This window comes from Pseudomonas sp. 14P_5.3_Bac1 (assembly GCF_025466135.1).
Lineage (GTDB): Bacteria > Pseudomonadota > Gammaproteobacteria > Pseudomonadales > Pseudomonadaceae > Aquipseudomonas.
In genome coordinates, this window is the sequence record NZ_JANLOF010000082.1 from 37,931 (window position 1) to 62,570 (window position 24,640).

Consider the following 24,640-nt stretch of genomic DNA (forward strand, 5'->3'; position numbering starts at 1 on the left):
ACAGTGAGGCCGAGTCATGAGCAAGGTGCGGGTAGGTATTATTTTTGGTGGCCGTTCGGCCGAGCACGAGGTCTCGCTGCAGTCGGCGCGCAACATCGTCGATGCACTGGACCGCTCGCGCTTCGAGCCGGTTCTGATCGGCATCGACAAGGCCGGCCACTGGCACCTGAACGAAACCTCGAACTTCCTGATCAACCAGGAAAACCCGGCCCTGATCGCCCTCAACCAGTCCAACCGCGAACTGGCGGTGGTGCCGGGCAAGGCCAGCCAGCAAGTGGTGGAAACCTCCGGGCAGAGCCTGCTGGAACACATCGATGTGATCTTCCCTATCGTCCACGGCACCCTTGGCGAAGACGGCTGCCTGCAAGGCCTGCTGCGCATGGCGGACCTGCCTTTCGTGGGCTCCGACGTGCTCGGCTCGGCGGTGTGCATGGACAAGGACATCAGCAAACGCCTGCTGCGCGATGCCGGTATTGCCGTTACTCCGTTCATCACCCTGACGCGTCGCAACGCGGCGCGCAGCGCTTTTGATACAGCAGTGAACAAGCTTGGCTTGCCGATGTTCGTCAAACCCGCCAACCAGGGCTCCTCGGTGGGCGTGAGTAAAGTCAGCAACGAGGCCGAGTACCATGCCGCGGTCGAACTGGCCTTGGGCTTTGATGAAAAAGTGCTGGTGGAGTCCGCTGTCCAGGGGCGTGAAATTGAATGCGCCGTGTTGGGCAACGACAACCCTGTCGCCAGCGGCTGCGGCGAGATCGTGGTGGGCAGCGGTTTCTATTCCTACGACAGTAAATACATCGACGCCCAGGCCGCCCAAGTGGTGGTGCCGGCTGATATCAGCCTTGAGGCCAGTGAGCGTATTCGCCAACTCGCCATTGAAGCGTTTGAGGTTTTGGGCTGCGCCGGGTTGGCGCGAGTCGACGTGTTCCTCACCGACGATGGCGAAGTGCTGATCAACGAAATCAACTCACTGCCCGGCTTCACCCGCATCAGCATGTACCCCAAGCTGTGGCAGGCGGCGGGCATGAGTTACAGCGAATTGGTAAGCCGCTTGATTGAGCTGGCGCTGGAGCGACATGCGGGGCGCAAGGGGCTGAAGATCAGCCGCTGATTGTTGTGGGGAGCTATCTTTTGTGGCGAGCGGGCTCGCCCCGCGTTGGGCTGCGCAGCAGCCCCGTCAGGCTCACCGCATTGTGTCTGACAGGAATGAGTTGGGTGGTTTTGGGGCTGCTGCGCAGCCCAACGCGGGGCAAGCCCGCTCGCCACGACGAGCTTGCTCTTCAGGTTTTGCGGGCGATCCACGAATAGATCAGCGTCTTCGGCTCTTTAGGGTGGTGGGTTCTTCTGCGGTAGCTGGCGAAGGTCGGTGATGTGCAATACGTGCACACCTCGCTGACGTCGATCTGCTCACGCTTAAGGCCCGCCGCTTGCAACAGCATCACCCCGTAACCACTCAAGTCGAACCACGCACTTCCCGCTTGCCGCGCGTGGGGCGGTGCAATCTGCGGTGACAGCCGTGGCGTCGGTTGCTCGAAGTGCCATGGCGCCTGAGCGTCACGCCACACGTGCCCCTGATCCGCCTGAAATTGCGCGATAAACTCGGCGCTCACTTCATAACAACACGGCTTGATCGACGGCCCGATCGCCACCCGCAACTGGTCAACTGCAATGCCCTCGGCAGCCAATTGTTTCACCGCATTGGCGATGATTCCCCCTTGCAGGCCCTTCCAGCCGCCATGCACGGCGGCGACCCGTTCACCACTGTGTGCGGCGATCAGAATGGGCAGGCAGTCAGCGGTGATCACGGCGATTGGCTGAGGCGCGCGCGTGAACACGCCGTCTGCCTCAATGGTGTTGCTCACCTGCTGCGCCTGCCATTCAATCACCGAAGCACTGTGCACCTGCTTGCAGATAAACACCTCGTGCGGCCGCAATGGATCATTGATCGAACAAAAACCGTGGTCGACGCCGGGGATGGCGCCGAGATTGTTTGCCTGTTGCAAGGGGCTCTCTCCGCTCAATAAAGTCAGTCGCCGACCGCTTCGCCTTCGCGCCGAGGGTCGGCGCCGCCGCTCAGCGACGCCTTACCCTGGGCGTCCCGCGTGCGCACGATGGCCTGGATGCCGCTGGTCATATCAATCTCGCTCAGTGCATGGCCTTTGTCCCTCAGCGCCTGCTTCAACTTGGGGCTGAACATCCCAGCCTCAAGCTCGGTGGCGCCGTTACGGCTACCAAAGTTGGGCAAGCTGATGGCCGCTTGCGGGTCGAGGTTCCAGTCGAGCATCGCCACCAGGGATTTGCTCACGTACTCGATGATCTGCGAACCGCCTGGCGATCCGACGGTGGCCAGCAACTCGCCGCTCTTGCGATCGAACACCAGCGTCGGCGCCATGGCCGAGCGCGGACGTTTGCCCGGCTCGACGCGGTTGGCCACCGGCTGGCCGTTTTCTGCGGGGATGAACGAGAAGTCAGTCATCTGGTTGTTCAGCAAAAAGCCCTGAACCATCACGTGCGAACCAAACGCCGCTTCCACCGTGGTGGTCATCGACACGGCGCCGCCCAGGTCATCTACCGCCACCACCTGCGAGGTCGAAATGCGCAACGGCGAGCGGTCCGGCGCGTACGCCACCTGGATGCCCGCAGGCGTGCCCGGCTTGGCGATGCCCATGCTGCGGTCGCCGATCAGTGTGGCGCGTTTGGCCAGGTAGTCCGGGGCGATCAGGCCTGCGGTCGGCACCGGCACGAAATCGGCGTCGGCTACGTACAAACCACGGTCGGCGAAGGCCAGGCGACCGGCTTCGGCGAGCAGGTGCACGGCTTCAGGTGTGGGCTCAAGGCCGGCAGGCGATGTGCTTTTCACCGGCTTCATCGGTGCGATGGCCAAGCGCTGGTCGCGGGTTTCCAACGCCTGCAACGTACCGAGGATCTGCGCGACAGCAATCCCGCCCGATGACGGCGGTGGCATGCCGCACACCTGATAGCGCTTGTAGTCGGTGCACAGTGGCGTGCGCTCCTTGGCGGTGTAGCCCTTGAGGTCCGCCTGCGACAGGCTGCCCGCGTTGCGGTTGCCCTGGACCTTGCGCGCGATCTCATCGGCAATCGGCCCCTGGTACAACGCATCCGGCCCTTCCTTGGCGATGCGCTTGAACACGCTGGCCAGCGCCGGGTTTTTCAACAGCGTGCCGGCAGCTTTAGGTGTGCCGTCGGCATTCAGAAAATACGCCGCCATCTCGGGCGATTGCGCGATGTAACGGTCGGCAGCGATCAGCGCGTGCAGGCGCGGGGAAATCGCGAAGCCTTGCTCGGACAGGCGAATCGCCGGTTCAAACAGCTTGGCCCATTGCAGGTGGCCGGTCTTTTTGTGTGCCATCTCCAGCGCGCGCAACACGCCTGGCGTGCCAACCGAACGCCCACCAATCTGCGCCTCGGCAAAGGCCATCGGCGTGCCGTCCGCTTTAAGGAACAAGCGTTCGGTGGCGCCCGCGGGCGCCGTTTCGCGGCCGTCATACGCGTGCACGTTTTTGCCATCCCACAGCATGATGAACGCGCCGCCGCCGATGCCGGATGATTGCGGCTCCACCAGGGTCAACACCGCCTGCATCGCAATCGCGGCGTCAATGGCCGAGCCGCCCTGGCGCAGCATCTCGCGCCCGGCTTCGGCAGCCAGCGGGTTGGCGGCGGCGGCCATATGGCGCTCGGCGTGGCGGGTGGTGAGGTCGGTGCGATAACCCGAACCCAGCTCCGGCGCGGGCGGTTGTTCATTGACGGCGGTATGGCAGCCAGCCAGGGCGAGGGCGGCGGCAATCATTGACAGTTGACGGCGGGAAATCGAAAACACGCGCTGAACTCCGTTCATTTTGAGAATGATCTGTTGTCCTTGGGTTACGGCTTTTTACAGGTATATCGTGCCTTGCAGGTAGAGCACCGCGTGGCCGGAGATAATCACGCGGTCGCCCTTGAGCTCGCAACGCAGTTGCCCACGGCGCTTGCCGCCCTGTTCAGCAGTCAACTGCGACTTGCCCAAACGCTCGGCCCAGAAGGGCGCCAGCGAGGTGTGTGCGGAACCGGTGACCGGGTCTTCATTGACGCCCACGTTGGGGCCGAACCAACGGGATACAAAATCAAACCGCGTGCTTTTGGCCGTCACCGCAATCCCGCGTTTGGGCAGGCCCTTGAGGCGCGCGAAGTCCGGCGTCAGGGCGGCGACTTGAGCTTCGTCGTCGACCAGCACGAGGTAGTCGTCGGTGGCAAACACCTGGGCATGCTCAATCCCCAATGCGCTCAACATGCCGCTTGGCGGCTCGCAGCGCTGGGGCTGTTTGGCCGGGAAATCCATCGCCAGTTCGTCGCCATTGCGCGTCACGCGAAGCTCGCCGCTGCGGGTGGCAAAACGCAATACGTCGGGTGCATCCGCCAATTGGTGAATCAACACCCAGGCTGCGGCCAGCGTGGCATGGCCACACAGGTCCACTTCGACCTCCGGGGTGAACCAGCGCAACTCGTAGAAATCGCCACGAGGGACGAAGTAGGCGGTTTCGGAGAGGTTGTTTTCAGCCGCGATGTTCTGCAGTTGTTCGTCGGGCAGCCACTCGGTGAGCGGACAGACTGCCGCCGGGTTGCCGCCAAAGGGGTGTTGGCTGAAAGCATCGACTTGATAGATATCCAGTTTCATCGAGGGCACTCCGAGTAGGGAGGCTGGACACTAACAGTGGGTCTTTAAGGCGTCAAAATACAGATACGGAGTTTTTTTGAGCGCATGCGTCTTGCTCATCCCAGGCGCAACACCATCGCCCCGGCGGCAATCACGCACGCGGCCACGATGCGCACGCGCGTCAGGCGCTCTTTAAGCACCCAGGCCGAGATCACCACGCCAAACAGGATCGACGTTTCGCGCAGGGCCGAAACGGTCGCGATGGGGGCTGCGGTCATGGCCCACAGCGCCAGGCCATACGAGGCAATCGTGCCCACGCCGCCGACGACGCCCAAGCGCCAGTTACGCGCGAGGTAATCACAGAACAGCGTGCGCCGGGAAGCTAACGCCCACGTCGCCAGCGGGACGCCGGTCAGCAGGAAAATCCACAGCGTGTAGGCCACAGGCGCGCCGGACTTGCGCACGCCCAGGCCATCGATAAGGGTGTAGCCGGCGATCACGCCGGCGTTGATCAGTGCCAGCACCAGGCCTTTTCTTGGCCCTGAAGAAGGCGCCAGGGCCATGCTCAAAATGCCCAGTGAGATCACCGCAATGCCAAGCCAGGCGGATGTCGACAGTGGCTCGGCCAACACAAACACGCTCACCGTCGCGACCAGCAGCGGCGCTGTGCCGCGCATGATCGGGTAAGTCTGGCTCATGTCGGCAATGCGGTAGGTCGAGGCCACCAGTACGAAATACAGCACTTGGAGAACCACCGACGCGCCGATGAACGGCCAGCTCTCTCTTGCCGGCAGCACCAGAAGTGGGGTGGCGGCCAACGCGATCAACGAGGCGACGGAGGCGATCATGCAGGTGGTCAACAGCTTGTCGGCGCCGCCTTTGACCACGGCGTTCCAGGTGGCGTGGAGCGCGGCGCCCAAGAGGATGATGGCGAATACGCTGAGGCTCATCAGTTGCTCTGCGCGTGGTTGATCAGCGACATCAGCACGTGGTCCGCCCACACGCCGTTAATCTTGAGATAGGCCCGCGCTTGACCCTCGCGCTCAAACCCCAGCCGTTCCAGCAGGCGTGCACTGCGTGCATTTTCGGGGCGGTAGTTGGCCATGATTCGATGCAGTTTCATGGCATCGAACACATAGGCAATCGCAGCCTTCAGCGCTTCGTGCATCAGCCCCTGGCCCTGAGCCGATTCGTCCAGCGCGTAGCCCAGGTGGCAGGCTTGAAATGCACCGCGAACGATATTGGTGAAATTGCACGCGCCGATGATCTGACCGTCGCGCCGTATCAGCAGGTGCAGCGCTTCGCCGCTGGCGGTTTTCTCGGCCATGGTTTCGAGGCGTTGAGTGATGGCGTCGAGTGCAAAGAAGTCATCGTCGCGCGTGGGCTCCCAGGGTTGCAGGTAAGCGCGGTTTTGCAGCAGATAGGTGTGCAGGGCCTGAGCGTGAGACGGCTGGGCGGCTTGCAGTATCAGCCGTTCGGTGGCAATGCCGTGGGTGGGGAAGTGCGGGTTCACGTATCGCCTCCTTGTGGTTGGGGGCGAGTATGCCTGAGGGCTTTTGTTCAGGCATAAAAAAACGGCCTACCTTTCGGTAAGCCGTTTTTAGTACTTGGTGGCTACACAGGGACTTGAACCCCGGACCCCAGCATTATGAATGCTATGCTCTAACCAACTGAGCTATGTAGCCAAGTGGCGCGCATTATTCGCGTAGAACGGGAATGCGTCAAGCACTTTTATCGAAATTTTTTCTACGCTTTCAATTGTTTAACCGGAATCGTCAGTTCTGGCGACGAGTGGCTTGTCATTCGTCCGCCTGTCGGGCCGTGTGTGGGCGCAGGCTTTCAATTAAGCGATCAATCACGGTCGTGGTGATTTTCTGCAGATGCCATCCGGCGTTGATCGTGACGCTGCGAGAGGGCGCCGCAGTCGAGAACGGTAGCGCAAGCGCTGAGCATCAGGTGGGAGAGGCAGTCGGTAGGGAGTGGGGTGTTCGGGCGGTTGGTGAACGCGTCGCGGTGAATGAAAGGAGCAAAATTCGGTTGGGCAGATATCCCTGCCGCCCAACGATTACCCGCTAGAGGACCTTACGGTTGCGACGGGTTATGCGTGACGCGCTTGAGGTGTTCGCGCGCGCGTGACAAGCGCGAGCGAACGGTGCCGATGGGTATGTCCAACACGTCGGCGGTGTCCTGGTAGCTGCCGTCGGTCTCCAGTGAGGCGTACAACGTCTTGCGCATTTCTGTGGGCAGGTGGTCGATGGCGGTCAGGGTTTTCTCCAGTCGGCGGTTGATCTCGAACTGCCAATCCAGGTTCTTGGTTTCCTCCTGCCCATGCCACAGCGATTCATCGAATTCGCAGTGCACAGGCTTGGCGTACAGGCGGCGGAAGTGGTTGCGTACCAGGTTCTGAGCAATCCCGCACATCCAGGTACTGAGGCTCGCCTGACCACTGAAGCGCTCCCTGTTGCGCCAGGCTTCCAGGTAAGTCAGTTGCAGTATGTCGTCTGCATCTTCGGGGTTGAGTACGCGTTTATGAATAAAACGCCGGAGTTTTTTCTGTTGGTCGTCCGTCAGTTGGAGCATGAATTGAGGCGAGCTGCCAACCAGGTGCGCTAAAGCTTCAATTGGGATATTCACGTTTTTTTCCTCAGGGTAGACGCTATCGAAATAAGTTCGATGGAAACCCCTTTAGCACTGGGTGTGCCAAATGGAAAAGTCGCGTAAATGGCTGATTATTAAAGGTAAATATCTTGAAATGGAGAGGTATTGCGCAGTAGTTTGCAAAAAGCGCCGAGGCTTTGTGCCGGTCTTGTCAAACGTCTCGATAGTCGCGTTCTGATGGAACCGTATCGGCAGGCATTGCCACATAGGGACACACTCTTCCCGTCTTGGCATGCTTATGAAAGTCGAATCCCCTAAAGATGCGCCCTCTGCCCAGCGCCTGGATCAATCCGCCGTTGCGCCTGTTTCCACGCCCGCACCCGCGAAGGTTGATGAGCTTGCTTCGCTCTTCGACCAGGAAGTGATTGCCAACAACCGCGCTCAGCGCTCGGTGTCGATTCGCGTGCCCCCCACCGAACAGCTTGCGCAACTTTATGAGCAGTTGGGCCATCCTGCTCAGGAGTCCCTGGCGACTATTTCGCGGCGGTTCAGGCAGCAATTGCAGCAGCATCCCAGTGTCGACAAGCTGGTAGAGCTCGCCGAGGGCGACCCCGCACGTGCCTACGTGGTGCTCAAGCATCTGGAAGCCCAGGCGGACAATGATGTGCGCCCCACCGAAGCGGCCTTGGCGCGGGATGCTATTGGCATGCTGGCGGTGGGCTTTAAGGGGGAGATCCAGGCGGGCCTCAAATTCGCCACGGCGTTGATGGAGGCCGGTGGTGATCCGCAGGAGCGCCAGGCGCTGCGCGCGCTTTATTACGCCAGTGTGGCCACGCGCCAATCCCTGGCGACGATGATGCAGGCACTGTTGGGCGTATACGGCGGCGATACGTTTTCCGTCAGGCTCATCAGCATGCGCAAAGCCTTGGCTGACGACATCGCGGTCCTGGTTTCGTCAATGACCACGCCGCGATTGCGCACGTTGTTGCTGGCCCTGCAAAGCTGTGGGCAACTGAGCACCGTGTTGGCCGGTTGCCACGCGTTGATCCAGCGCCTGGGCATCGGCTACGACGCCGTCAGTCTTTTGCAGCGCCTGCTGGGGTATGCCGGCAGCGGCATCGATGCGGGCGAAATCCTGCGACTTGGGCATGATCTGGGCAGTGGCCCGAGCCCCCGGCAAGTGATTGTTCTCAACGCGCTTTACCCTCTGGTCCGGCAATTGCCTTTGGCCTTGTGGCCCGACAGTCGAACCCGCCAGGGCGCGCTGGACAGCTTTTTGGCCGTGATGGGGGAACTGGAGCGGATTGAGCGCGGCCCGATCAAGTTTGCCGGCGACCTGGGGGCGTCGGCGTGACTGCACTGTCAGCCATCAACGCTGTACTGCTCAAAATGGCACAACGTGCCGAAGTCCTGGGCGCAGTGGTGATCCTGGGCATCGTGTTTATTTTTATCGTGCCGTTGCCCACCTGGCTGGTGGACATTCTGATCGCACTCAACATTTGCATATCCTGTCTGTTGATCGTGCTCGCGCTGTATTTGCCAGGCCCCTTGGCGTTCTCGTCGTTCCCATCGATTTTGCTGCTGACCACCATGTTCCGTCTGGCGCTGTCGATCGCCACGACGCGCTTGATTCTGCTGGAACAGGACGCCGGCGACATTGTCGAGGCCTTCGGCAATTTCGTCGTGGGCGGCAATCTGGCGGTGGGGATGGTGATCTTTCTGATCCTGACCCTGGTCAACTTCCTGGTCATCACCAAGGGTTCGGAACGGGTCGCCGAGGTGGCGGCACGGTTCAGCCTGGATGCGATGCCGGGTAAACAGATGTCCATCGACAGTGACCTGCGTGCCGGGCTGATCGACGGCACGCAAGCGCGGGACAAACGTGAGCAATTGTCCCGCGAGAGCCAGTTGTTCGGTGCCATGGACGGTGCGATGAAATTCGTCAAGGGCGATGCCGTCGCCGGTTTGATCATCGTTGTGGTCAACCTGTTGGGTGGTTTCACCACGGGCATGTTTCAACACGACTTGAGCGCCGCCGAGTCGATACGGTTGTATTCGGTGCTGACCATCGGCGATGGCCTGATTGCACAGATTCCGGCGCTGCTGATCTCCCTGACCGCCGGCATGATCATCACCCGCGTGGCTCCGGATGGGCGCAAGGGGATCAGTAACATGGGCGCCGAAATTGCCCGGCAAATGACCAGCGAACCCAAGAGCTGGATGATTGCGTCGGTGGGGATGCTTGCGTTTGCAGCGGTGCCTGGCATGCCCACTCTGGTGTTTATCCTGATTTCGATGGTCACCGGCGGCCTGGGTTATTACTTGATGCGCCAGCGTCAACGACAAGAACAGCCGGCCGCCGAAGCCGCGGACGTCGTGCGCCCGGAGCAAAACGGTGATGAAGACTTGCGCGGGTTTGATCCGTCGCGACCTTACTTGCTGCAGTTTTCCCCGGTTCTGCGCGGAACCCCCGAGGTCACCGAGCTTATCCACGGGATACGCCAGGCCCGAAACACACTGGTGGCCAATATCGGTTTGACCTTGCCGCCGTTTGAAGTCGAACTGGATGACGCCCTGGCCGCCGATGAAATGCGCTTTTGTGTGCATGAAGTGCCGATGGTCAAGGCCTCGGTCGTCAACCATTTGGCCGTGGACCGCAAGGCGCTGACGGTTGAACCCGAGCACGCAATACCCGGCAAGGCCGACCGCGATGAACAGGATTGGGTGTGGTTGGCGCCTGATGATCCGCTGCTCGATGACCCGCAGCTGGAACGCTTCACCGCAACGAGCCTGATCATTGAGCGCATGAGGCAGGCGATGATGCTCAGCGGGCCGCAGTTCCTGGGGATCCAGGAGAGTAAATCGATCCTCAGTTGGCTTGAACACAACCAGCCGGAACTGGTGCAGGAACTGCAACGCATCATGCCGCTCTCGCGGTTTTCGGCGGTCCTGCAACGCCTGGCCAGCGAAGGCGTGCCGCTGCGTGCCGTGCGGCTGATTGTCGAGTCGCTGATCGAGTACGGCCAGCATGAGCGCGAGCCCGAAGCGCTGGCTGACTACGCGCGCATTGCCCTCAAGGCGCAGATTTTCCACCAGTACAGCGAGGAAGACGGCCTGCACGCCTGGCTGTTGTCGCCCCATACCGAAAACATCCTGCGCGAGGCGTTGCGTCAGACGCAGACCGGGGTTTTCTTTGCGCTTGATAACGAAAGCAGCGCCGCGTTGATCAACCTTCTCAACCAGGCCTTCACCTTACGCGCCAAAAGCAAAAGTGTGATGTTGGTGGCACAAGACCTGCGCAGCCCCTTGCGCACCCTGCTTCTGGAAGAGTTCAACCATGTGCCGGTGCTGTCCTTCGCCGAGTTGGGAAGCACCTCCAAGGTGAAAGTGCTGGGGCGTTTTGACCTGACCCAGGATGAGCTGGCGCGCGGTGCGCTGGCATGAATCGCCAGTCAGCTTCAACGCGTCGGAGCGCTCGATAATGTTTGAGTTACGGGTGCTCAATGGGCTGCGCCAGGGCGCCGCGTTGCCGCTTTTTGGCGAGCAGTGGAGCATCGGCGCTCACCCTGACGCTGACCTGATGCTGAACGATCCAGGCATCGCCGAGCAGCACGCGCGGTTGCGGCTGATCAACGCAAACTGGTCAGTGCAGGCCGAAGCCGGGCTGCTGCACGGTGATGAAGGGCAGGTGCTGGCCCAGATTGCGAGCCTGGCGCTGAATGTACCGTTTTCGGTCGGGGCTGTGCGGCTGTGTGTCACCTGGGCCGATCAGCCATGGCCCGAGGCGCCCGCCCCAGCGGCCCCGGCCCCGGCCCCTGAAGCGCCGCGGGCGCTGCAACTTTCGTCCATCTCGCACGCGCAGCAAAAGCGCCTGATCAGCGTGGCGCTGGTGGTTGCGATCATCGTCGTGGTGGTGGGCATCGCATCCACGGGTGAGCGTGAGGCCCAGGCCTCATTGATGCCTGCTGTGGTGGTCAAACACGAGTTGGCGACGCCGTTTGAGGTGCGCCAGCAGTTGCTGAAGATGCTCAATGAACGCGAATTGAGCCAACGGGTCAGCCTGCAAGTGATCAATGGCCAGGTCGCGCTCAACGGCGACGTGTCGCAGGACGATGTGGAGCTGGTGTCGCGCATGCTCAGCCGTTTTGTCGAGCTGTTCGACAGCGCGGTGCCGGTGATCAGCCGTGTGCGTGTCAGCGACGGCGCGCTGCCGTTCAAGATCGTGCAGATCGTCGGCGGCCCCAATGGCCATGTCGTCCTGGAAGAGGGCAGCCGGGTGTTTGTCGGCGATGAAGTGGACGGCCTGCGCCTGGTGCTGATCGACAACAGCAAAGTGGTGTTCGATGGCGCGCGGCGTTATGAGGTGCGCTGGTGAACGAAGAACTGAACGCACGTCTGGATGCCTGGCAGCAGCGCCAGGCCCAGGCGCTGGCCAACCTGATGCCGGTGACCCTGCGCGGTCGGGTTCAGCGCGTCAACGGCATGTTGTTGCAATGCCGGTTGCCGAGCGCGCGTATTGGCGACTTGTGCCAGGTCGAGAAATCTGCCGACGACTACATGCTGGCGGAAATCATCGGCTTCGATCAGCAGGATGCCGTGCTCAGTGCCTTGGGCAACCTTGAAGGGGTGCGCGTGGGCGCCAGTGTGCAGCGTCTGGGTGTCTCGCATCGAGTGCGCGTCAGTGATGCGTTGCTCGGCCAGGTGCTGGATGGGTTCGGCCGGCCGATTACGGGCGTTGGCCCCAATGCCTTCGCCGAGACCGACAGCCCGGATGCGAGCATGGTGCTGTGTGAGGCGCCGTTGCCGACCGAACGGCCGAGGATCCACCGGGCCCTGGCGACCGGGGTGCGCTCGATCGATGGTCTGTTGACGCTGGGCGAAGGCCAGCGCGTGGGCCTGTTTGCCGGTGCTGGCTGTGGCAAGACCACGTTGCTGGCGGAGATTGCCCGTAATGTCGAGTGCGATGTGATTGTGTTCGGCCTGATCGGTGAGCGCGGCAGGGAACTGCGCGAATTTCTCGACCATGAACTGGATGATCAGTTGCGCGCCAAGGCCGTGCTGGTGTGCGCGACATCCGACCGCTCAAGCATGGAGCGCGCCCGCGCAGCGTTCACCGCAACGGCGCTGGCTGAGGGCTATCGACGCCAAGGCAAGCGGGTGTTGCTGCTGATCGACTCCTTGACGCGTTTCGCCCGCGCGCAGCGAGAAATCGGCCTGGCCGCCGGCGAGCCCTTGGGGCGCGGGGGCTTGCCGCCTTCGGTGTACAGCTTGCTGCCGCGTTTGGTGGAACGCGCCGGGTTGACCCGCGACGGCGTCATCACCGCAATCTACACCGTGCTGATCGAACAGGACTCCATGAGTGACCCCGTGGCCGACGAGGTTCGCTCGCTGCTGGACGGCCATATTGTGCTGTCGCGCAAGCTGGCCGAGCGCGGTCACTACCCGGCGGTCGATGTGCTGGCCAGCCTGTCGCGAATTCTGAGCAATGTCGCCACCCCTGAGCACATCCAGGCGGGGACCGGGCTGCGCCGTTTGTTGTCGGCGTATCAGCAGATCGAGCTGATGCTCAAGCTGGGTGAATACCAGGCCGGCAATGATGCCCTGACCGACCTGGCGGTGGACAGCCGTGCGGCGGTGGATGGCTTTTTGCGCCAGGACTTGCGTGAGCCTTCACCGATGGCGGCGACCCTGGATCAGCTGACGGAGCTGACCGCCTATGTTCCTTTCTGAATTGGAAACTCTGAGGCGTCTGCGCAAACACCGCGCGGACCGGGCCGAGCGCGCATTGGGTGAGGCTAAAAGGCATCAGCGTGCACTGCAGTTGCACGTTGAGCAGGCGCAGCAGCGCCTTGAGGACACTCGCCTGCAGGAGGCCGAGGAAGCGGCGCAGCTATTGAGCAAGCATCAAGGGCACGTGCTCTCGTTTCAGGAACTCAAGTCGTGGAATACCCAGGAGCGCTCATTGTCCGCCAGCACGCAGCGTGAAGAGGCGCAGTTACAGACGCTACAGGGGCAGCAGGAACAACAAGTGGTGCATATCGACAGCATGCAAAAGCAGGCCAGCCAGTATTTGCGCGAGGTCGAAAAACTCTCGGAATTATCCCAGTTACTGGTGCAGGAGCGTCATGAAACGATTGCCTGTGAGCAGGTCTGAGCGGCCGCGCATTCGCGAGCCCAGGGAAGACCGTGAGAGAGGCGTTGAGGCCGTGGTGCCGTGGGTTCAGGTGCAGGTATTCGCGCAACTGTTTGCCAAGGACGACGGCCAGGGCGGTTACGTTTCCAGCCTGCCTGCGCAACGTGTGGCGACGGATAAATTGATGATCGAGGCATTGGCGGGGCAGTTGGCGCTGCGCGTTCAAGGCGCCACGCAATGGCCGTTGCTGGCGGTGCTTTACCTGCCACGGCTGGGGCGAATCAACGCCAGTGTGCTGCGGCAGTCGGGCGCGTGGAACATCGAGTTGGACGCCGAAGAACCGCGCACGGCGCATTGGCTCGCCACGGTGCAAAAACGCTATCAGAACAGGCTGACCGAGGCGTTGGGCCAGCCTGTCGATATCCACATCAACAGCACGGGGTCCGCATGATCATGTTGGCGGTCGCACCGCCCCTGGTTGAGGCGGCAAGGGTTGCGGCGTTGCAGCGGCTGGGGCGCGGATTACGCATGCCGTTTCAGGTTGGTGATCAGCAGGGCGCGTTTGTGCTCGAGCCCGGCCGCGCGCCTGAAGGGCGAAGCCCGGTGTGTTTCGAGAGTGCCGTCGGTGTACTGGGGTTCTCGGAACCCGAGGCGATGTTCAGCCTGATGGGCGAATGCCCGGTCACGCTGGCAGAAGCCGGCAATGACTCAACGTCGTGGTTCTGGGAATTGTTCCAGCATCACCTCAGCCCCCAAGTGGTGGCGTTGTTCGGTTATCTGCGCTTGCTGCCTGCACCCAAAACGCCGGGCTTTGGTTGCCGCTTCACCGTGCTGTTGGGAGCCTCCAAGGTCGACGGTTACCTGTGGCTGGCCCCGCAGAGCTTGCTGGCGATGTGTGCGGCGGGCGCTTGGCGGTCGACGGCCAGCTCATTACCCGCATCGTTTCCCTTGGCAATCGCCGTGACCGTGGGCCGTTTTAGCTTGCCTGTCGGGCAGTTGCGCAGCGTGCGTGCGGGTGACGTGCTGATGGTTGAACACGCCTTTTTTGATGTGCAGGGCCGTGGCCACTTGCCGATCGGGCGTCGCCGTCTGCAAGGGCGTATTGACGATGAATCCGGGCCGTTGTGCCTGAACCTTATTGCGATTGAGGAAGCGTCCATGGACGAGAACTTTGTAATAGAAGAATACCCGGGGCCTGAACAGGATCAGCCGGTGGAGGATATCTTTGGCCGTGAGCCCTTTGATGAATTGAGTATGGCGCTGACGGTGCGCTGTGGTGTCCTGAGCCTGACCCTGGGCGAACTGCGCAATCTTGCTCCCGGAGCGGTGCTGGGCATTACCGGGTACGCCCCGGGCATGGCCGGCCTGTATTACGGCGAGCGGCCCATTGGTCAGGGGCAATTGGTGGAAGTGGATGGGCGACTCGGCTTGCAAGTGTCTCGCGTGGTGTTTTCGCGATGATATTCCAGGGCGTCGACCCGGTTGTCCTGGCGCTGTTTTTCGGTGCGTTGTCGTTGCTGCCGATGCTGCTGATCATCTGCACCGCGTTCTTGAAGATCGTCATTGTGCTGATGATTACCCGCAACGCTATCGGCGTGCAGCAGGTGCCCCCGAGCATGGCGATCAATGGCATCGCGTTGGCCGCTACGCTGTTTATCATGGCCCCCGTGGGTTACCAGGTCGCCGAAAACCTCAAGGGCGCGCCCCTGGACATGAGCACCGTGCAGACCCTTCAACAGACGGGGCTTGTGGCCATACAGCCGCTGCGCGCGTTTATGAAACGCAACACCGATCCGGATGTGTTGACCCACATGCACGAAAACACCGCGCGCATGTGGCCGCCTGAAATGGCGCAAAGCACCCAGCGCGATGACCTGATCCTGTTGGTCCCCTCCTTTGTGCTGTCGCAGTTGCAGGCCGGGTTCGAGATCGGCTTCCTCATCTACATTCCGTTCATCGTCATCGATTTGATTGTGTCCAACCTGCTGTTGGCGCTGGGGATGCAGATGGTCTCGCCCATGACCATTTCCCTGCCGCTCAAACTGCTGTTGTTCGTCATGGTCTCCGGATGGTCGCGATTGCTCGACAGCCTTTTCCTTTCCTACCTTTGAGTGCCCCATGGAACCGATCGTACTGTTCAAGCAGGGCATGCTGCTGGTGGTGGTGTTGTCGGCACCGCCGCTGATTGTGGCGGTGATCGTCGGCGTGCTGACGTCGTTGGTGCAAGCCCTGATGCAGATACAGGATCAGACCCTGCCCTTTGGCATCAAGCTGGTTGCGGTGGGCATCACGCTGATATTGACGGGGCGCTGGATTGGCGTGGAGCTGATTCAACTGATCAACCTGATGTTCGACATGATCGCTCGCTCGGCACTGAACTGAGGGCATGCACGTGCTGCTTTATCTTGAATATCTACCCAGCCTGCTGGTGGCCATGGCGCGTATCTATCCCTGCGCGATCCTGGTGCCGGCGTTCTGTTTCCAGCATCTGCGCGGGATGCCCCGGCATGTGATCGTAATGGTCATGGCGTTCATTCCGGCTCCCGGCATCCATGCGGTACTGGCGGGCCAGGACTATTCGGCGCTGATGATCATCGGGCTGATGCTAAAGGAGGTCACCCTGGGCATTTTGCTCGGGGTTTTGCTGGCCATGCCTTTCTGGATGTTCGAGTCGGTTGGCGCGCTGCTGGATAACCAGCGTGGCGCCCTGGCGGGTGGCCAGCTCAACCCGTCATTGGGGCCGGATGCAACGCCCGTGGGGCATCTGTTCAAACAGCTGGTGATTTACTTGCTGATCGCCGTCCTGGGCTTGAGCGTGCTTACCCAAGTGATCTGGGACAGTTACCTGCTATGGCCGGCCACCGCTTGGGTGCCGCTGCCGGCAGTCAATGGTTTCAGTATTTTCTTGGGCCTGGTCGGCGATACCTTTACCCACATGATGCTCTACGCTGCGCCGTTCATTGCGGTGCTGATGTTTCTGGAGTTCGGCATCGCGCTGTTGGGGGTCTACAGCCAGCAGTTGCAGGTGAGCACGCTGGCGCCGCCGGTCAAATGCCTGGCGGGTATCGGGATTCTGTTGCTGTACTTTGCGTTGCTGCAGGACCTGATCGTTGGGCGCTTGAATGTGCTTGGCGATCTTAAACACTCGCTCGGGCTGATGTTCCAGGTCTCGACGCCATGAGTGACTCCGGTGAAAAGAAGCACCCGGCCTCCGCCAAGAAACTGCGCGATCAACGCAAGAAAGGCCAGGTTTCCCAAAGCCAGGATGTCAGCAAGCTGCTGGCGTTGACGGCCATCAGCGAGGTGGCGTTGTTCACCGCCGAAACCAGTTTGCAGCGCTTTCAGCAACTGATGGTGTTGCCAATGTCGAGTATGGCTCAGCCGTTCACGCGGGCGCTGGAGACGGTGCTGTTTGAAGGGTTGATGATGTTTTTCACGTTCGCCCTGTTGATGGCCGGATTGGCCATTGCCGCGAAGCTGATCAGCAGTTGGATGCAGTTCGGGTTCCTGTTTGCTCCCGAGACCTTGAAGCTCGATTTCAATCGGCTCAACCCCCTCAAGCAGCTCAAACAGATGTTTTCTGCGCAATCGGTCATGAATCTGTTGATGAGCATCACCAAGGCAGTGCTACTGGGCGTGATTTTGTACGTGGTGATCAAGCCGTCTTTGGGCGCGCTGATTAACCTGGCCAGCAGTGACCTGCAAACGTACATCCTGGCGCTGATCGTTCTGTTCCGTCACTTGTTGCATGCCTGCCTGGGGCTTTTGCTGGTGCTGGCGCTGATCGACCTGGCGTTGCAAAAACACTTCTTCGCCAAGCGCATGCGCATGACCCAGGTCGAGGTCGTCAAAGAGTACAAAGACATGGAGGGTGACCCGCATGTGAAGGGTCAGCGCCGTTCGCTGGCCCAGCAGCTGGCCCAGGAGGAACCGAAGGTCAAGCTGCCCAAGCTGGAAGAGGCCGACATGCTGGTGGTCAACCCGACGCATTTTGCCGTGGCGCTGTATTACCGCCCGGGTGAGACGCCGCTGCCCATGCTGGTGTGCAAAGGCACGGACGACGCGGCGCGCGACTTGATCCAACAGGCCAAGGCCGCTGAGGTGCCGGTGATTCAGTGCGTGTGGCTGGCGCGCACGCTCTACACGAACAAACTGGGCGCGAGCATCCCCCGCGACACCCTGCAGGCCGTGGCGCTGATCTATCGCACATTGCGTGAGCTGGATGATGAGGCCAAGCGCGAAACCCTGGAGTTGCCGGCGCTGGAGGTGCGCTGATCAGCGCACCGAACCTCCGCGAAGCCAGGGCCAGGTGAGCCGCCGCGCTGCTCACCTGACGGCCCGACAACAGCCGGCGTTGATCGCGGAACACTCAGCGTTCCAGCGAAATTGTCTGGTAATCCGCGCGCTCTCCGGAAGGGCCGGGCTCGACGCGCATCTGCGGTGGCCACCAGATTACCAAGGTGTCTTTGGTCGATTGCGGGCGTGAGCAAGAGTCGCCTTTGCACGTGGGAGCGCAGCCGGCGATGAGCAGCACGGTGCCGATCAGGGTGATGCACAACAGGTGGCGTTTCATGGGGCGACCCTCTTCTGAGTGGGCGTGATCAAGGAAGGGCGGGGCACGCCGATGTGTTCATCCTTCACCACCGGGCGCATGGCGATAAATACCTCGGCTTCTTCACCCGGTTTGAGCCAGGCACGTGGCCATACCGTGACGGCCAGGGTCTGCGAATTGCTGCACTCCTTTTCGTCGATGCGCACGTTGCGCTTGATCTGATTGCGCACCACCACCACCGCCACATTGAACTGCGGGCCGGCATACCACTGGCTGCGCTCGGTGTTCATGGCCAGTAGATCGCGGGTGTTGCACAAGGTGTCCAGGCCCAATGGCATCGGTGCTGCCTTGAAGGCCAGGGGCACTTGCCCGGTCACCAGATTGGCCAGAGTGCTGGTGATGTCACTGCGCTTGATGACCGGCGGGTGTTCGGCGTAACGCCTGGCCAGGGGCTTGAGCGCGGCCTGCAACTCCACTTGATCTTCCTGCGGCAAATACCGTGAAGGGTCCGCCTGATCGCCGATGACGCGTGGCGTCAGGATGAACAAGCGTTCGCGGCGATTGTTCTGGCGTTCGCTGGAGGAAAACAGCGCCTTGCCCAGCAGCGGTATGTCGCCCAGCAAGGGAACCTTGTTGCGCTTGTCGGTGCTTTCGGTGACATGAAAACCACCGACCACCAGCGAGCGTTTTTCCGCCATCACCGCCTGGGTGCTGACATTGCCCCGGCGCACGTCGGGGCCGATGCGATCCGGGTTGGATTCATCGAAGTTGCCGTCCTCGATGTCCACCATGAGGTGCACCTGATGAGTGCCACGGGTGGTAATCACCCTGGGGATCACTTGCAGGCTGGTACCGACGGTAATCGGCAGGATCGTCGCCACCTCCGTGCCTGCGGTCAGGTACTGGGTGCGGTTGAAGTCAATCACCGAGGGCTGGTTTTCCAGGGTAAGCACCGAGGGGTTGGACACCATGGTTGCCAGGCCGCGCTGCTCCAGGGCGCGTATCTTGGCAAAGAAGCGGTCACGGTTTTCGATCGACAGCTGCGATGAACTCCCAGGCGCCATTCTCATGTCGCTGCTGAAATGGCTGTTGCCCCAGTTGACCCCGAATTCGCGCAGTTGGGATCGCTCTATGTCGAGGATGATTGCGTCGATCTCCACCATTTTGCGCGCCACATCGAGCTGGGTAATCAGCTCTCGGTACATGGCCTGCCGTTCCGGGAGGTCGTAGATCAGCACGGCGTTGTTGCGCACGTCGGCCTCTACGCGGATTTTGCCTGCCGACACCGGAGCGCGCGGGGTGAGCGTGGCGCCAGAGGCCAACTGGCCTGGGTCCGCTGTCTGGCCGAACATTTGCCCGAGCATGGGATTGCTCAACCGGGGAACGTTCGGCGTGATGGGCGAGGGCTGCGAGGAGGGGCGCGGGGAAAGCGTCGACAGGGATGACGTCGCCCGAGGCTCCAATAAGCCCCGCAGCATGCTGGCGACGCCAGGGACGACTATTTTTTCGCCGCGGTAATCGATCTGGCGATCTCCCGCGTTGGCGAATTTCAGGGGGTAGCTGAGTACGCTTTGTTTTTCGTCGGGTGACTTACGCTGGCTGCTGAATTGCTTGATCTGTTCGATGTAGCGCTTGGGGCCAGAGACCAGCACCACGCCGTCATCGGGCAGTTCGCCCCAGCCGAAACGACTGTCGAGCAAGCCGATATCGGTCAAGGCCCGTTTGAGGTCGGCGACGGTCTCGGAAGAAACCTCCAGGCGCGCGGACTCTTGCAGGTCCAGGGTGCTGATATAGAGGGTGTTGTTGTACAAGTACCATTGAAAGCGGTGTTCAACGCCCAGCCTGTCGAGTAACGACTGCGGGGTATTGGCGCGTATCTTGCCATTTACGATGCCCTCCAGCAGACCGTCGACTTGCAGTTGCGTGCCAAACGTTTGAGCAAAGTCCTCCAGCACATCCCGCAGGGGCTTATGCTCGGCTTCATAGGCGTAGGCGGTGTTTTTCCATTCGGAGGGGATGGCGGCGAGGGGGCTGTGCAGCGGCGCCAACAACAAGGGCAGCGCAAGCAAACAACGCCAGTGGGCGCGTTTTGCCAGAGCCGCGGGCGAGTTTAAACGCAAGCCGGTGTGCTTGTTGATCTTGCTATACATGACAGGTTCTCTGTTTCAGTGCGAAAGCGTCGTAATGAAGTGGGCCGGATTTGCGCCCAGCCGTTGTCAGGCGCGCGGTTGCGCCGCGCCAGGTGTCACGTTGGTTGAGAGGGACTTCAAGGGTTTGCAATCAAGTGGCAGGCATTGCACCCACCAGAGAGGGCGCGTGGCGCGAACCTGGGCAAGTGCTGACTTGCGGTTCGAGCCGCCGCCTGTTCTGTTCACGACCGCCCAAGCCAACAGTCAGCGTTTGCTGCCAGCCACTAAACGACATTGATGGCCGATTTAACCGTCTCGTGTTTGTAGCTGAGGTAGGTCGAACTCACGGCAAAGTTGTTAACCAGGGCGGACTTTTCCTCAATGAGTTGTTCGAAGAGCCGCGCGCTGTCTTCGCTTGCTTCGCTGTACGGAATGTCGGCGCTGATCTGGTCGAGGTTTTTTTCGGCTTGGGATTGCTGCCTGTAGAGACTGCTGAGTACGCGTGAGTCAGTATTCATGGCGTTATCTCCAGTGGGTGTGTATCCCTGTGTGGCGGCAGATTGCTCACCAGTTCCAACAACAGGCCTGTGTGGTTAAAAAGAACAGCATTTACCCAGCAAAGGTGTCACTTGATTTGGCCAAGGGTGGAATCGCCACCAGGTTGTCGAGGGCATGCGCCCAGTTGATATGAAACCCGCCATCTTCTGTCTCAAGCAGCAGCGACTGGGCGGCGATCCCGTCTTCGACTCGAAGCGTCCAGGGCACGCTGCTGTGAAGGTTGAGCCATAGCTCGACGTGTTCACGGTCCTGCGGGTTGCACACCAGGTGCGCCTCAACGGTGGGCAGTTGCGCCTCCAGCAGTTTGTTGAGCAGTGTCGTGAGGCGTTGAACGGGCACAGTCTCCTCCAGCAGGGTTTGAATGGCCGCGTTGATGACTGAGCTTGCGACCTGCTCCAAACTCGCCAGCATTGCCTGGCGCTCTGACTCCCAGCGGTGCAGCTGGGCATTGGCGCGTTGCCAGAACTCATCGCTGGCACGTTCGAGTATCTTTTCGCATTGGGCCTGGGCCTGGCTGATGCGCGTCTGCGCTTGAGTTTCTGCGTGTTCCAACAGCTGACGGGCCTGGGTGTAGTCAGACAGCATTTCCCTGGGGATCAGGGCCGTGGGCAGTGCGTGGGCGGGGGTGTTCAGCTCAATCGTGTGGGCGCAAAACATGGTCGGGTTTCTCGCGAGGGGCGGGCGGCGCGTCATCGACAGCGGTGGAGGTTGCGCGCCAGATCGTGGCTTTCCACAGGGTATCCAGCCGTCCGTGCGTGTCCGCCAGGCGAGGATGCTGCTCCAAGGCCAGCACCCTTGGGCGGGCAAAATTCAGGCGTAGCCGCTGCCAGACATTGGGAGCGACCCACGCGCGCAGGTAGTGCAATGGGTCGTCGACGTTCACCGGTGCTGAGCCCGTGGGCAGTGCCTTGGCCAGGCGCTGGCACCACAGCAGCTGCTCTTGATTCAACCGGCTGTCGTGGGGCGCGTTGTACACCTCATTCACCAGTGTCAGTGCGAGGTCGCGTTGTTGTGCGCTGCTCAACACCCATTGGAGGAGGGCTGGAGACGTGGGAGGGGCAAGCTCGGGCGCGATGCCGAACAGGCTGCTCACGCGGCGATGATAGGCGCGTGAAAGCGCTGCGGTTTCCACAAACCCCGTTTGCGTGAGCCAGTCGATGTGGGCGTTTTTCCATGGGAACGCCCACCATTTTACCCAGCTGAGGTCGTCACTCATGGGCGTGTGCCGGCGTGCTTTCGGGGGTGAGTGTGGAGACTTTCCTGCGGCGCCAGAACAGCCAGGCGATGCCTGCTGACAGAGCGATGATCAGCGGCGCAATCAGGCTGGCGCGCCAGAAACCAAGGTCTTGCTCGGGCACCAGAAAAGGGCCGAGGTAGGTCAGCTGTTGCTGCTCGGTGTAGGCGGTGGCCGGTACAAAAATGACGGTCAGTTTTGTCGTGTTGTCTATGGCCGAGGCCATGCCCGGGATGCTGCTGGCCACCAGTCTGCGCACGCGCGGATTGATATTGTCCGGGTCCAGCCGCGGGTCGTGCTTGATGAAGACCGAGGCGGAGGCTGGCTGTACCGGCTCGCCTGGCGCGACGCGCTCAGGCAGTACCACATGCACACGCGCGACGATCACACCGTCTATGTTGGACAAGGTCGATTCCAGCTCCTGGGACAGCGCGTAGATGTAGCGTGCGCGCTCTTCCAGCGGGGTGGAGATGACGCCTTCCTTGCGAAAGATATCCCCCAGCGTCGACCGGGCCGTTTTGGGCAGCCCCGCCGCGTCCAGGGTACGCACAGCTCGGCTGATGTCACTGGCCTTGACCCGAACAGCGACCCCGTCTTTGCCTGGCACCTTCTGGGCCCGGATTTGCTTGTCTGCCAGCTCCGCGATGACTTCGTTGGCTTCCTGCTCAGAAATATTGCGATGCAGCTCTACGCTGTCACCACAACCGGACAGCATCAACGCTAATGAAAACAAGAATGGGGCGGTTAGGCGGCGGTACATGCAGCTATCCCATGCTTGAAATTTTGTCGACGCCTTTCGCGACGGCGCCGATGACCTTGACGCGTGACATCACGTCGATATGCGCTTCGGCGAGCGACTGGGGGAACTCGTTCGCGTCCTTGGTCTTTTTGTTCAGGCTCGCGTCACGAAAGCCTTTGGATACGCGTCTGGATAAAGCGTCCGACGCTGTCGCGCTCCACGCCTGAGCGGTGGACGCCACCGCAGGCACGATGCCTTTCACGGGCGGCTCGGTCTGGCTGAGTTGGGCGTTGAAAAAGTTGATGTCAGACGCCCGGTTGATCGCGCCAGGCGCCTCGGCTTGAGAGAGGATGCTGCCGTTTTCCGGTTGCCCTGGGGTGGTGATGTACATGTGAACCTCCATCGAACGTATCGAGTGTTACGTGCCTCGTGACGATGAAAAACCTCCTCGACCGGGGCAGAGGAGGTCAGTCTGACTTACGCGAATCGCAAAGACTTAATGCGGCCCGCTTTCGCGGTAGTCAGTTCTTGTTCAGCAGTCTTCTTGGCCTCTTCGACGACTTTCCTTTCTTTATCTGCGTTGATTGCGTCCAGTTGCGCCTGGTTACCCGCGCTGGAACCACCAATACCTGAGATTGAGGACATAGATCACCTTCTTGATTTCAAATGAAGTCTGATAGCGAGTGTTAGCTACCGTCACGTGTTGAGTGGCTGTGAAGTCACCCACTTATAAGTGGTGGAAGGAAATAAAGCGTTCCAGTATTTATATGTTTAAAATTATTTCTAGTGCGATTTTTTTTTTGTGAAGTCATTGTTGTAATACTTAATTGTGCACATGCGCTAAAGTGCCCAGGCAGGTGCGAATGGCTAAGTTCTGCCGCAATGTGCCAGTTACACTGCTCGGTTATAAGTCGAGTTGTTTAATTCGGTGGTAGAGCGTGCGTTTGGCGACGCCTAATTCAATTGCGGTGATATCCACGCAATGATCATTGCGCCGCAACGACTCTTCAATCAGTGCTTTTTCGATTTGTTGCAGGCGTTCCTTCAGGCTCAGTTCGCCATCGTGCGGGTTGCTCATGGGCGTGGAGAATGGTGGCAGGCCCAGCACGAACCGCTTGGCGGACGAACGTAATTCGCGAATATTGCCCAGCCAGGCGTGGCACAGCAGTTGTTGCAACAGCGGGCCGGGAACCGTCGGAGCGGGGCATTTGAAGTGCTCGGCTTCTTCCCGGACCATCTTCATGAACAGCGGAATGATGCGTTCCCGCTGGTGCCGCAAGGCCGGAAGTTCGAGGCTGACGACATTCAGGCGAAAGTACAGGTCACGCCTGAAGGTGCCTGATTCGACCATGTGGTGCAGTGACTGCTGGGCCGAGGCAATGACGCGCATGTCCACCGGGATGAAGCGGGTTGAACCCAGCCGCTCAACGCCCCGCGACTCCAGCACCCGCAGCAGTTTGGCCTGCAGGCTCAATGGCATGCTGTCGACCTCATCGAGGTACAAGGTGCCCAGGTGAGCCGCCTCGACAAAGCCGGCCCGCGATTGCATGGCGCCGGTAAAGGCGCCACTGTTGACCCCGAACAATTGGCTCTCCGCGAGGCTTTCCGGGATAGCGGCGCAGTTCACGGCAATGAAGTTACCGCGCCGCCCCGACAAGCGATGGACCCGTTGGGCCAAGGTGTCTTTCCCTGTGCCGGTTTCCCCTAATAGCAGAATGTCGATATTGAGTGACGCTGTGCTGTTAAGGGTGTTTTCAATACCTGAGGTGTCACTGATTGAGATGTCTGTTTCAACTTCCCTATGGTAGGCATCCGACATCAAGTAAGTGCTCCATTATCACTGTGCATCATTCAGGCAACGGTCGACAGGCAAAGGCCAGCAGGTCGCAAATTATAGTTTTTTTATTGTTGTTCTGAAGTAGGAACTTACGCGCAAGGCGTAGGAGAAATGAGATAGGTTTGGGGGTTATTTTGCTTGGGGGCGTAGTCAGTAAAATATTAAGGGTTAATAGGAGGAATCTTAAGTTTCGGAATGTTCGGATGAAC

General features: G+C 60.6%; 27 protein-coding genes and 1 tRNA gene. 12 read left to right on the forward strand and 16 right to left on the reverse strand.

The window, feature by feature from the left end; translation table 11 throughout:
- The first annotated feature begins 16 nt into the window (after positions 1 to 16).
- A complete protein-coding gene (gene ddlA / locus NTD89_RS23755; protein WP_262210008.1) occupies positions 17 to 1,111 on the forward strand; it encodes a D-alanine--D-alanine ligase in 1,095 nt (364 codons plus the stop codon).
- Positions 1,112 to 1,280: 169 nt separating this feature from the next.
- On the opposite strand, the gene pgeF is transcribed toward ddlA, so the two are convergent.
- The 7 genes from pgeF to NTD89_RS23790 all read right to left on the reverse strand — a co-directional run bounded on the left by pgeF (position 1,281) and on the right by NTD89_RS23790 (position 7,285).
- The gene (gene pgeF, locus NTD89_RS23760) at positions 1,281 to 2,003 is read right to left on the reverse strand and encodes a peptidoglycan editing factor PgeF (protein WP_262210009.1); all 723 of its coding nucleotides are present in this window, start codon (positions 2,001 to 2,003) and stop codon (positions 1,281 to 1,283) included.
- A gap of 23 nt (positions 2,004 to 2,026) precedes the next feature.
- The gene (gene ggt / locus NTD89_RS23765) at positions 2,027 to 3,856 is read right to left on the reverse strand and encodes a gamma-glutamyltransferase (protein WP_262210010.1); all 1,830 of its coding nucleotides are present in this window, start codon (positions 3,854 to 3,856) and stop codon (positions 2,027 to 2,029) included.
- A 36-nt stretch (positions 3,857 to 3,892) separates the two neighbouring features.
- A complete protein-coding gene (locus tag NTD89_RS23770) occupies positions 3,893 to 4,672 on the reverse strand; it encodes a PhzF family phenazine biosynthesis protein (RefSeq protein WP_262210011.1) in 780 nt (259 codons plus the stop codon).
- Between the two features lie 95 nt (positions 4,673 to 4,767).
- Complete coding sequence (locus NTD89_RS23775; protein ID WP_262210012.1) at positions 4,768 to 5,601, reverse strand: DMT family transporter; 834 nt, start codon at positions 5,599 to 5,601, stop codon at positions 4,768 to 4,770.
- Positions 5,601 to 6,164, reverse strand: coding sequence for a GNAT family N-acetyltransferase (locus tag NTD89_RS23780; RefSeq protein ID WP_262210014.1), 564 nt, complete (start codon positions 6,162 to 6,164; stop codon positions 5,601 to 5,603). Before NTD89_RS23780 ends, NTD89_RS23775 begins: the two co-directional genes overlap by 1 nt.
- Before the next feature lie 95 nt (positions 6,165 to 6,259).
- A tRNA-Met gene (locus tag NTD89_RS23785) sits at positions 6,260 to 6,336 on the reverse strand.
- Between the two features lie 397 nt (positions 6,337 to 6,733).
- Positions 6,734 to 7,285, reverse strand: coding sequence for an RNA polymerase sigma factor (locus NTD89_RS23790; protein WP_106578536.1), 552 nt, complete (start codon positions 7,283 to 7,285; stop codon positions 6,734 to 6,736).
- Between the two features lie 262 nt (positions 7,286 to 7,547).
- On the opposite strand from NTD89_RS23790, the gene NTD89_RS23795 reads away from it, so the two are divergent.
- From NTD89_RS23795 to sctU, 11 genes are read left to right on the forward strand one after another with little or no spacing between them, the layout of a single operon-like run.
- Positions 7,548 to 8,603 (forward strand): TyeA family type III secretion system gatekeeper subunit, encoded by a 1,056-nt coding sequence (locus NTD89_RS23795; protein WP_178119746.1) that lies wholly within the window; start codon positions 7,548 to 7,550, stop codon positions 8,601 to 8,603.
- The gene (sctV, locus tag NTD89_RS23800) at positions 8,600 to 10,693 is read left to right on the forward strand and encodes a type III secretion system export apparatus subunit SctV (RefSeq protein WP_262210017.1); all 2,094 of its coding nucleotides are present in this window, start codon (positions 8,600 to 8,602) and stop codon (positions 10,691 to 10,693) included. The genes NTD89_RS23795 and sctV overlap by 4 nt, the downstream gene beginning before the upstream one ends.
- Positions 10,694 to 10,730: 37 nt before the next feature.
- Positions 10,731 to 11,624, forward strand: a complete 894-nt coding sequence (locus tag NTD89_RS23805) for an FHA domain-containing protein (RefSeq protein ID WP_262210018.1) — start codon at positions 10,731 to 10,733, stop codon at positions 11,622 to 11,624.
- Positions 11,621 to 12,979 (forward strand): FliI/YscN family ATPase, encoded by a 1,359-nt coding sequence (locus NTD89_RS23810; protein WP_315975618.1) that lies wholly within the window; start codon positions 11,621 to 11,623, stop codon positions 12,977 to 12,979. The genes NTD89_RS23805 and NTD89_RS23810 overlap by 4 nt, the downstream gene beginning before the upstream one ends.
- A complete protein-coding gene (sctO, locus tag NTD89_RS23815) occupies positions 12,966 to 13,403 on the forward strand; it encodes a type III secretion system stalk subunit SctO (RefSeq protein WP_262210019.1) in 438 nt (145 codons plus the stop codon). Before NTD89_RS23810 ends, sctO begins: the two co-directional genes overlap by 14 nt.
- Complete coding sequence (locus tag NTD89_RS23820) at positions 13,375 to 13,833, forward strand: type III secretion system HrpP C-terminal domain-containing protein (protein ID WP_262210020.1); 459 nt, start codon at positions 13,375 to 13,377, stop codon at positions 13,831 to 13,833. The genes sctO and NTD89_RS23820 overlap by 29 nt, the downstream gene beginning before the upstream one ends.
- Entirely contained in the window at positions 13,830 to 14,843 is a 1,014-nt protein-coding gene (locus tag NTD89_RS23825; RefSeq protein WP_262210021.1) for a FliM/FliN family flagellar motor switch protein, read from the forward strand. Before NTD89_RS23820 ends, NTD89_RS23825 begins: the two co-directional genes overlap by 4 nt.
- Positions 14,840 to 15,493, forward strand: a complete 654-nt coding sequence (sctR, locus tag NTD89_RS23830; protein WP_145165544.1) for a type III secretion system export apparatus subunit SctR — start codon at positions 14,840 to 14,842, stop codon at positions 15,491 to 15,493. The genes NTD89_RS23825 and sctR overlap by 4 nt, the downstream gene beginning before the upstream one ends.
- Before the next feature lie 7 nt (positions 15,494 to 15,500).
- Positions 15,501 to 15,764 carry a type III secretion system export apparatus subunit SctS gene (gene sctS / locus NTD89_RS23835; RefSeq protein ID WP_058411467.1) on the forward strand — a complete coding sequence of 88 codons (264 nt, stop codon included), beginning with the start codon at positions 15,501 to 15,503 and terminating at the stop codon, positions 15,762 to 15,764.
- Between the two features lie 10 nt (positions 15,765 to 15,774).
- Complete coding sequence (gene sctT / locus NTD89_RS23840) at positions 15,775 to 16,563, forward strand: type III secretion system export apparatus subunit SctT (RefSeq protein WP_145165604.1); 789 nt, start codon at positions 15,775 to 15,777, stop codon at positions 16,561 to 16,563.
- Complete coding sequence (gene sctU / locus NTD89_RS23845; protein ID WP_262210042.1) at positions 16,560 to 17,657, forward strand: type III secretion system export apparatus subunit SctU; 1,098 nt, start codon at positions 16,560 to 16,562, stop codon at positions 17,655 to 17,657. Before sctT ends, sctU begins: the two co-directional genes overlap by 4 nt.
- 94 nt (positions 17,658 to 17,751) lie before the next feature.
- On the opposite strand, the gene hrpT is transcribed toward sctU, so the two are convergent.
- The 9 genes from hrpT to NTD89_RS23890 all read right to left on the reverse strand — a co-directional run bounded on the left by hrpT (position 17,752) and on the right by NTD89_RS23890 (position 24,413).
- A complete protein-coding gene (gene hrpT, locus NTD89_RS23850) occupies positions 17,752 to 17,955 on the reverse strand; it encodes an HrpT family type III secretion system protein (RefSeq protein ID WP_119736448.1) in 204 nt (67 codons plus the stop codon).
- Positions 17,952 to 20,084, reverse strand: coding sequence for a type III secretion system outer membrane ring subunit SctC (sctC, locus tag NTD89_RS23855; protein ID WP_262210043.1), 2,133 nt, complete (start codon positions 20,082 to 20,084; stop codon positions 17,952 to 17,954). The genes hrpT and sctC overlap by 4 nt, the downstream gene beginning before the upstream one ends.
- Positions 20,085 to 20,347: 263 nt before the next feature.
- Positions 20,348 to 20,581, reverse strand: coding sequence for a hypothetical protein (locus NTD89_RS23860; RefSeq protein ID WP_145165552.1), 234 nt, complete (start codon positions 20,579 to 20,581; stop codon positions 20,348 to 20,350).
- A 91-nt stretch (positions 20,582 to 20,672) separates the two neighbouring features.
- Positions 20,673 to 21,278: a type III secretion system stator protein SctL gene (gene sctL, locus NTD89_RS23865; protein WP_145165554.1), complete on the reverse strand. Its 606-nt coding sequence runs from the start codon at positions 21,276 to 21,278 to the stop codon at positions 20,673 to 20,675.
- Positions 21,256 to 21,837, reverse strand: coding sequence for a type III secretion protein (locus NTD89_RS23870; RefSeq protein ID WP_145165556.1), 582 nt, complete (start codon positions 21,835 to 21,837; stop codon positions 21,256 to 21,258). Before NTD89_RS23870 ends, sctL begins: the two co-directional genes overlap by 23 nt.
- Entirely contained in the window at positions 21,830 to 22,615 is a 786-nt protein-coding gene (gene sctJ / locus NTD89_RS23875; protein ID WP_262210044.1) for a type III secretion system inner membrane ring lipoprotein SctJ, read from the reverse strand. The genes NTD89_RS23870 and sctJ overlap by 8 nt, the downstream gene beginning before the upstream one ends.
- 4 nt (positions 22,616 to 22,619) lie before the next feature.
- Positions 22,620 to 22,985 (reverse strand): hypothetical protein, encoded by a 366-nt coding sequence (locus tag NTD89_RS23880; RefSeq protein ID WP_262210045.1) that lies wholly within the window; start codon positions 22,983 to 22,985, stop codon positions 22,620 to 22,622.
- Between the two features lie 86 nt (positions 22,986 to 23,071).
- Positions 23,072 to 23,239, reverse strand: coding sequence for a hypothetical protein (locus NTD89_RS23885; protein WP_157986803.1), 168 nt, complete (start codon positions 23,237 to 23,239; stop codon positions 23,072 to 23,074).
- 259 nt (positions 23,240 to 23,498) lie between these two features.
- A complete protein-coding gene (locus NTD89_RS23890; protein ID WP_262210145.1) occupies positions 23,499 to 24,413 on the reverse strand; it encodes a sigma 54-interacting transcriptional regulator in 915 nt (304 codons plus the stop codon).
- Between the last annotated feature and the right edge of the window lie 227 nt (positions 24,414 to 24,640).

What these genes read in the sequence shown, in the direction of transcription:
- ddlA (WP_262210008.1), top strand. Translation starts at nt 17, where the DNA reads ATGAGCAAGGTGCGGGTAGGTATTATTTTTGGTGGCCGTTCGGCCGAG.
- ggt (WP_262210010.1), bottom strand. Translation starts at nt 3,856, where the DNA reads ATGAACGGAGTTCAGCGCGTGTTTTCGATTTCCCGCCGTCAACTGTCA.
- NTD89_RS23770 (WP_262210011.1), bottom strand. Translation starts at nt 4,672, where the DNA reads ATGAAACTGGATATCTATCAAGTCGATGCTTTCAGCCAACACCCCTTT.
- NTD89_RS23775 (WP_262210012.1), bottom strand. Translation starts at nt 5,601, where the DNA reads ATGAGCCTCAGCGTATTCGCCATCATCCTCTTGGGCGCCGCGCTCCAC.
- NTD89_RS23795 (WP_178119746.1), top strand. Translation starts at nt 7,548, where the DNA reads ATGAAAGTCGAATCCCCTAAAGATGCGCCCTCTGCCCAGCGCCTGGAT.
- NTD89_RS23805 (WP_262210018.1), top strand. Translation starts at nt 10,731, where the DNA reads ATGTTTGAGTTACGGGTGCTCAATGGGCTGCGCCAGGGCGCCGCGTTG.
- sctO (WP_262210019.1), top strand. Translation starts at nt 12,966, where the DNA reads ATGTTCCTTTCTGAATTGGAAACTCTGAGGCGTCTGCGCAAACACCGC.
- NTD89_RS23820 (WP_262210020.1), top strand. Translation starts at nt 13,375, where the DNA reads ATGAAACGATTGCCTGTGAGCAGGTCTGAGCGGCCGCGCATTCGCGAG.
- NTD89_RS23825 (WP_262210021.1), top strand. Translation starts at nt 13,830, where the DNA reads ATGATCATGTTGGCGGTCGCACCGCCCCTGGTTGAGGCGGCAAGGGTT.
- sctR (WP_145165544.1), top strand. Translation starts at nt 14,840, where the DNA reads ATGATATTCCAGGGCGTCGACCCGGTTGTCCTGGCGCTGTTTTTCGGT.
- sctS (WP_058411467.1), top strand. Translation starts at nt 15,501, where the DNA reads ATGGAACCGATCGTACTGTTCAAGCAGGGCATGCTGCTGGTGGTGGTG.
- sctU (WP_262210042.1), top strand. Translation starts at nt 16,560, where the DNA reads ATGAGTGACTCCGGTGAAAAGAAGCACCCGGCCTCCGCCAAGAAACTG.
- hrpT (WP_119736448.1), bottom strand. Translation starts at nt 17,955, where the DNA reads ATGAAACGCCACCTGTTGTGCATCACCCTGATCGGCACCGTGCTGCTC.
- sctC (WP_262210043.1), bottom strand. Translation starts at nt 20,084, where the DNA reads ATGTATAGCAAGATCAACAAGCACACCGGCTTGCGTTTAAACTCGCCC.
- NTD89_RS23860 (WP_145165552.1), bottom strand. Translation starts at nt 20,581, where the DNA reads ATGAATACTGACTCACGCGTACTCAGCAGTCTCTACAGGCAGCAATCC.
- sctL (WP_145165554.1), bottom strand. Translation starts at nt 21,278, where the DNA reads ATGTTTTGCGCCCACACGATTGAGCTGAACACCCCCGCCCACGCACTG.
- NTD89_RS23870 (WP_145165556.1), bottom strand. Translation starts at nt 21,837, where the DNA reads ATGAGTGACGACCTCAGCTGGGTAAAATGGTGGGCGTTCCCATGGAAA.
- sctJ (WP_262210044.1), bottom strand. Translation starts at nt 22,615, where the DNA reads ATGTACCGCCGCCTAACCGCCCCATTCTTGTTTTCATTAGCGTTGATG.
- NTD89_RS23880 (WP_262210045.1), bottom strand. Translation starts at nt 22,985, where the DNA reads ATGTACATCACCACCCCAGGGCAACCGGAAAACGGCAGCATCCTCTCT.
- NTD89_RS23885 (WP_157986803.1), bottom strand. Translation starts at nt 23,239, where the DNA reads ATGTCCTCAATCTCAGGTATTGGTGGTTCCAGCGCGGGTAACCAGGCG.
- NTD89_RS23890 (WP_262210145.1), bottom strand. Translation starts at nt 24,413, where the DNA reads ATGTCGGATGCCTACCATAGGGAAGTTGAAACAGACATCTCAATCAGT.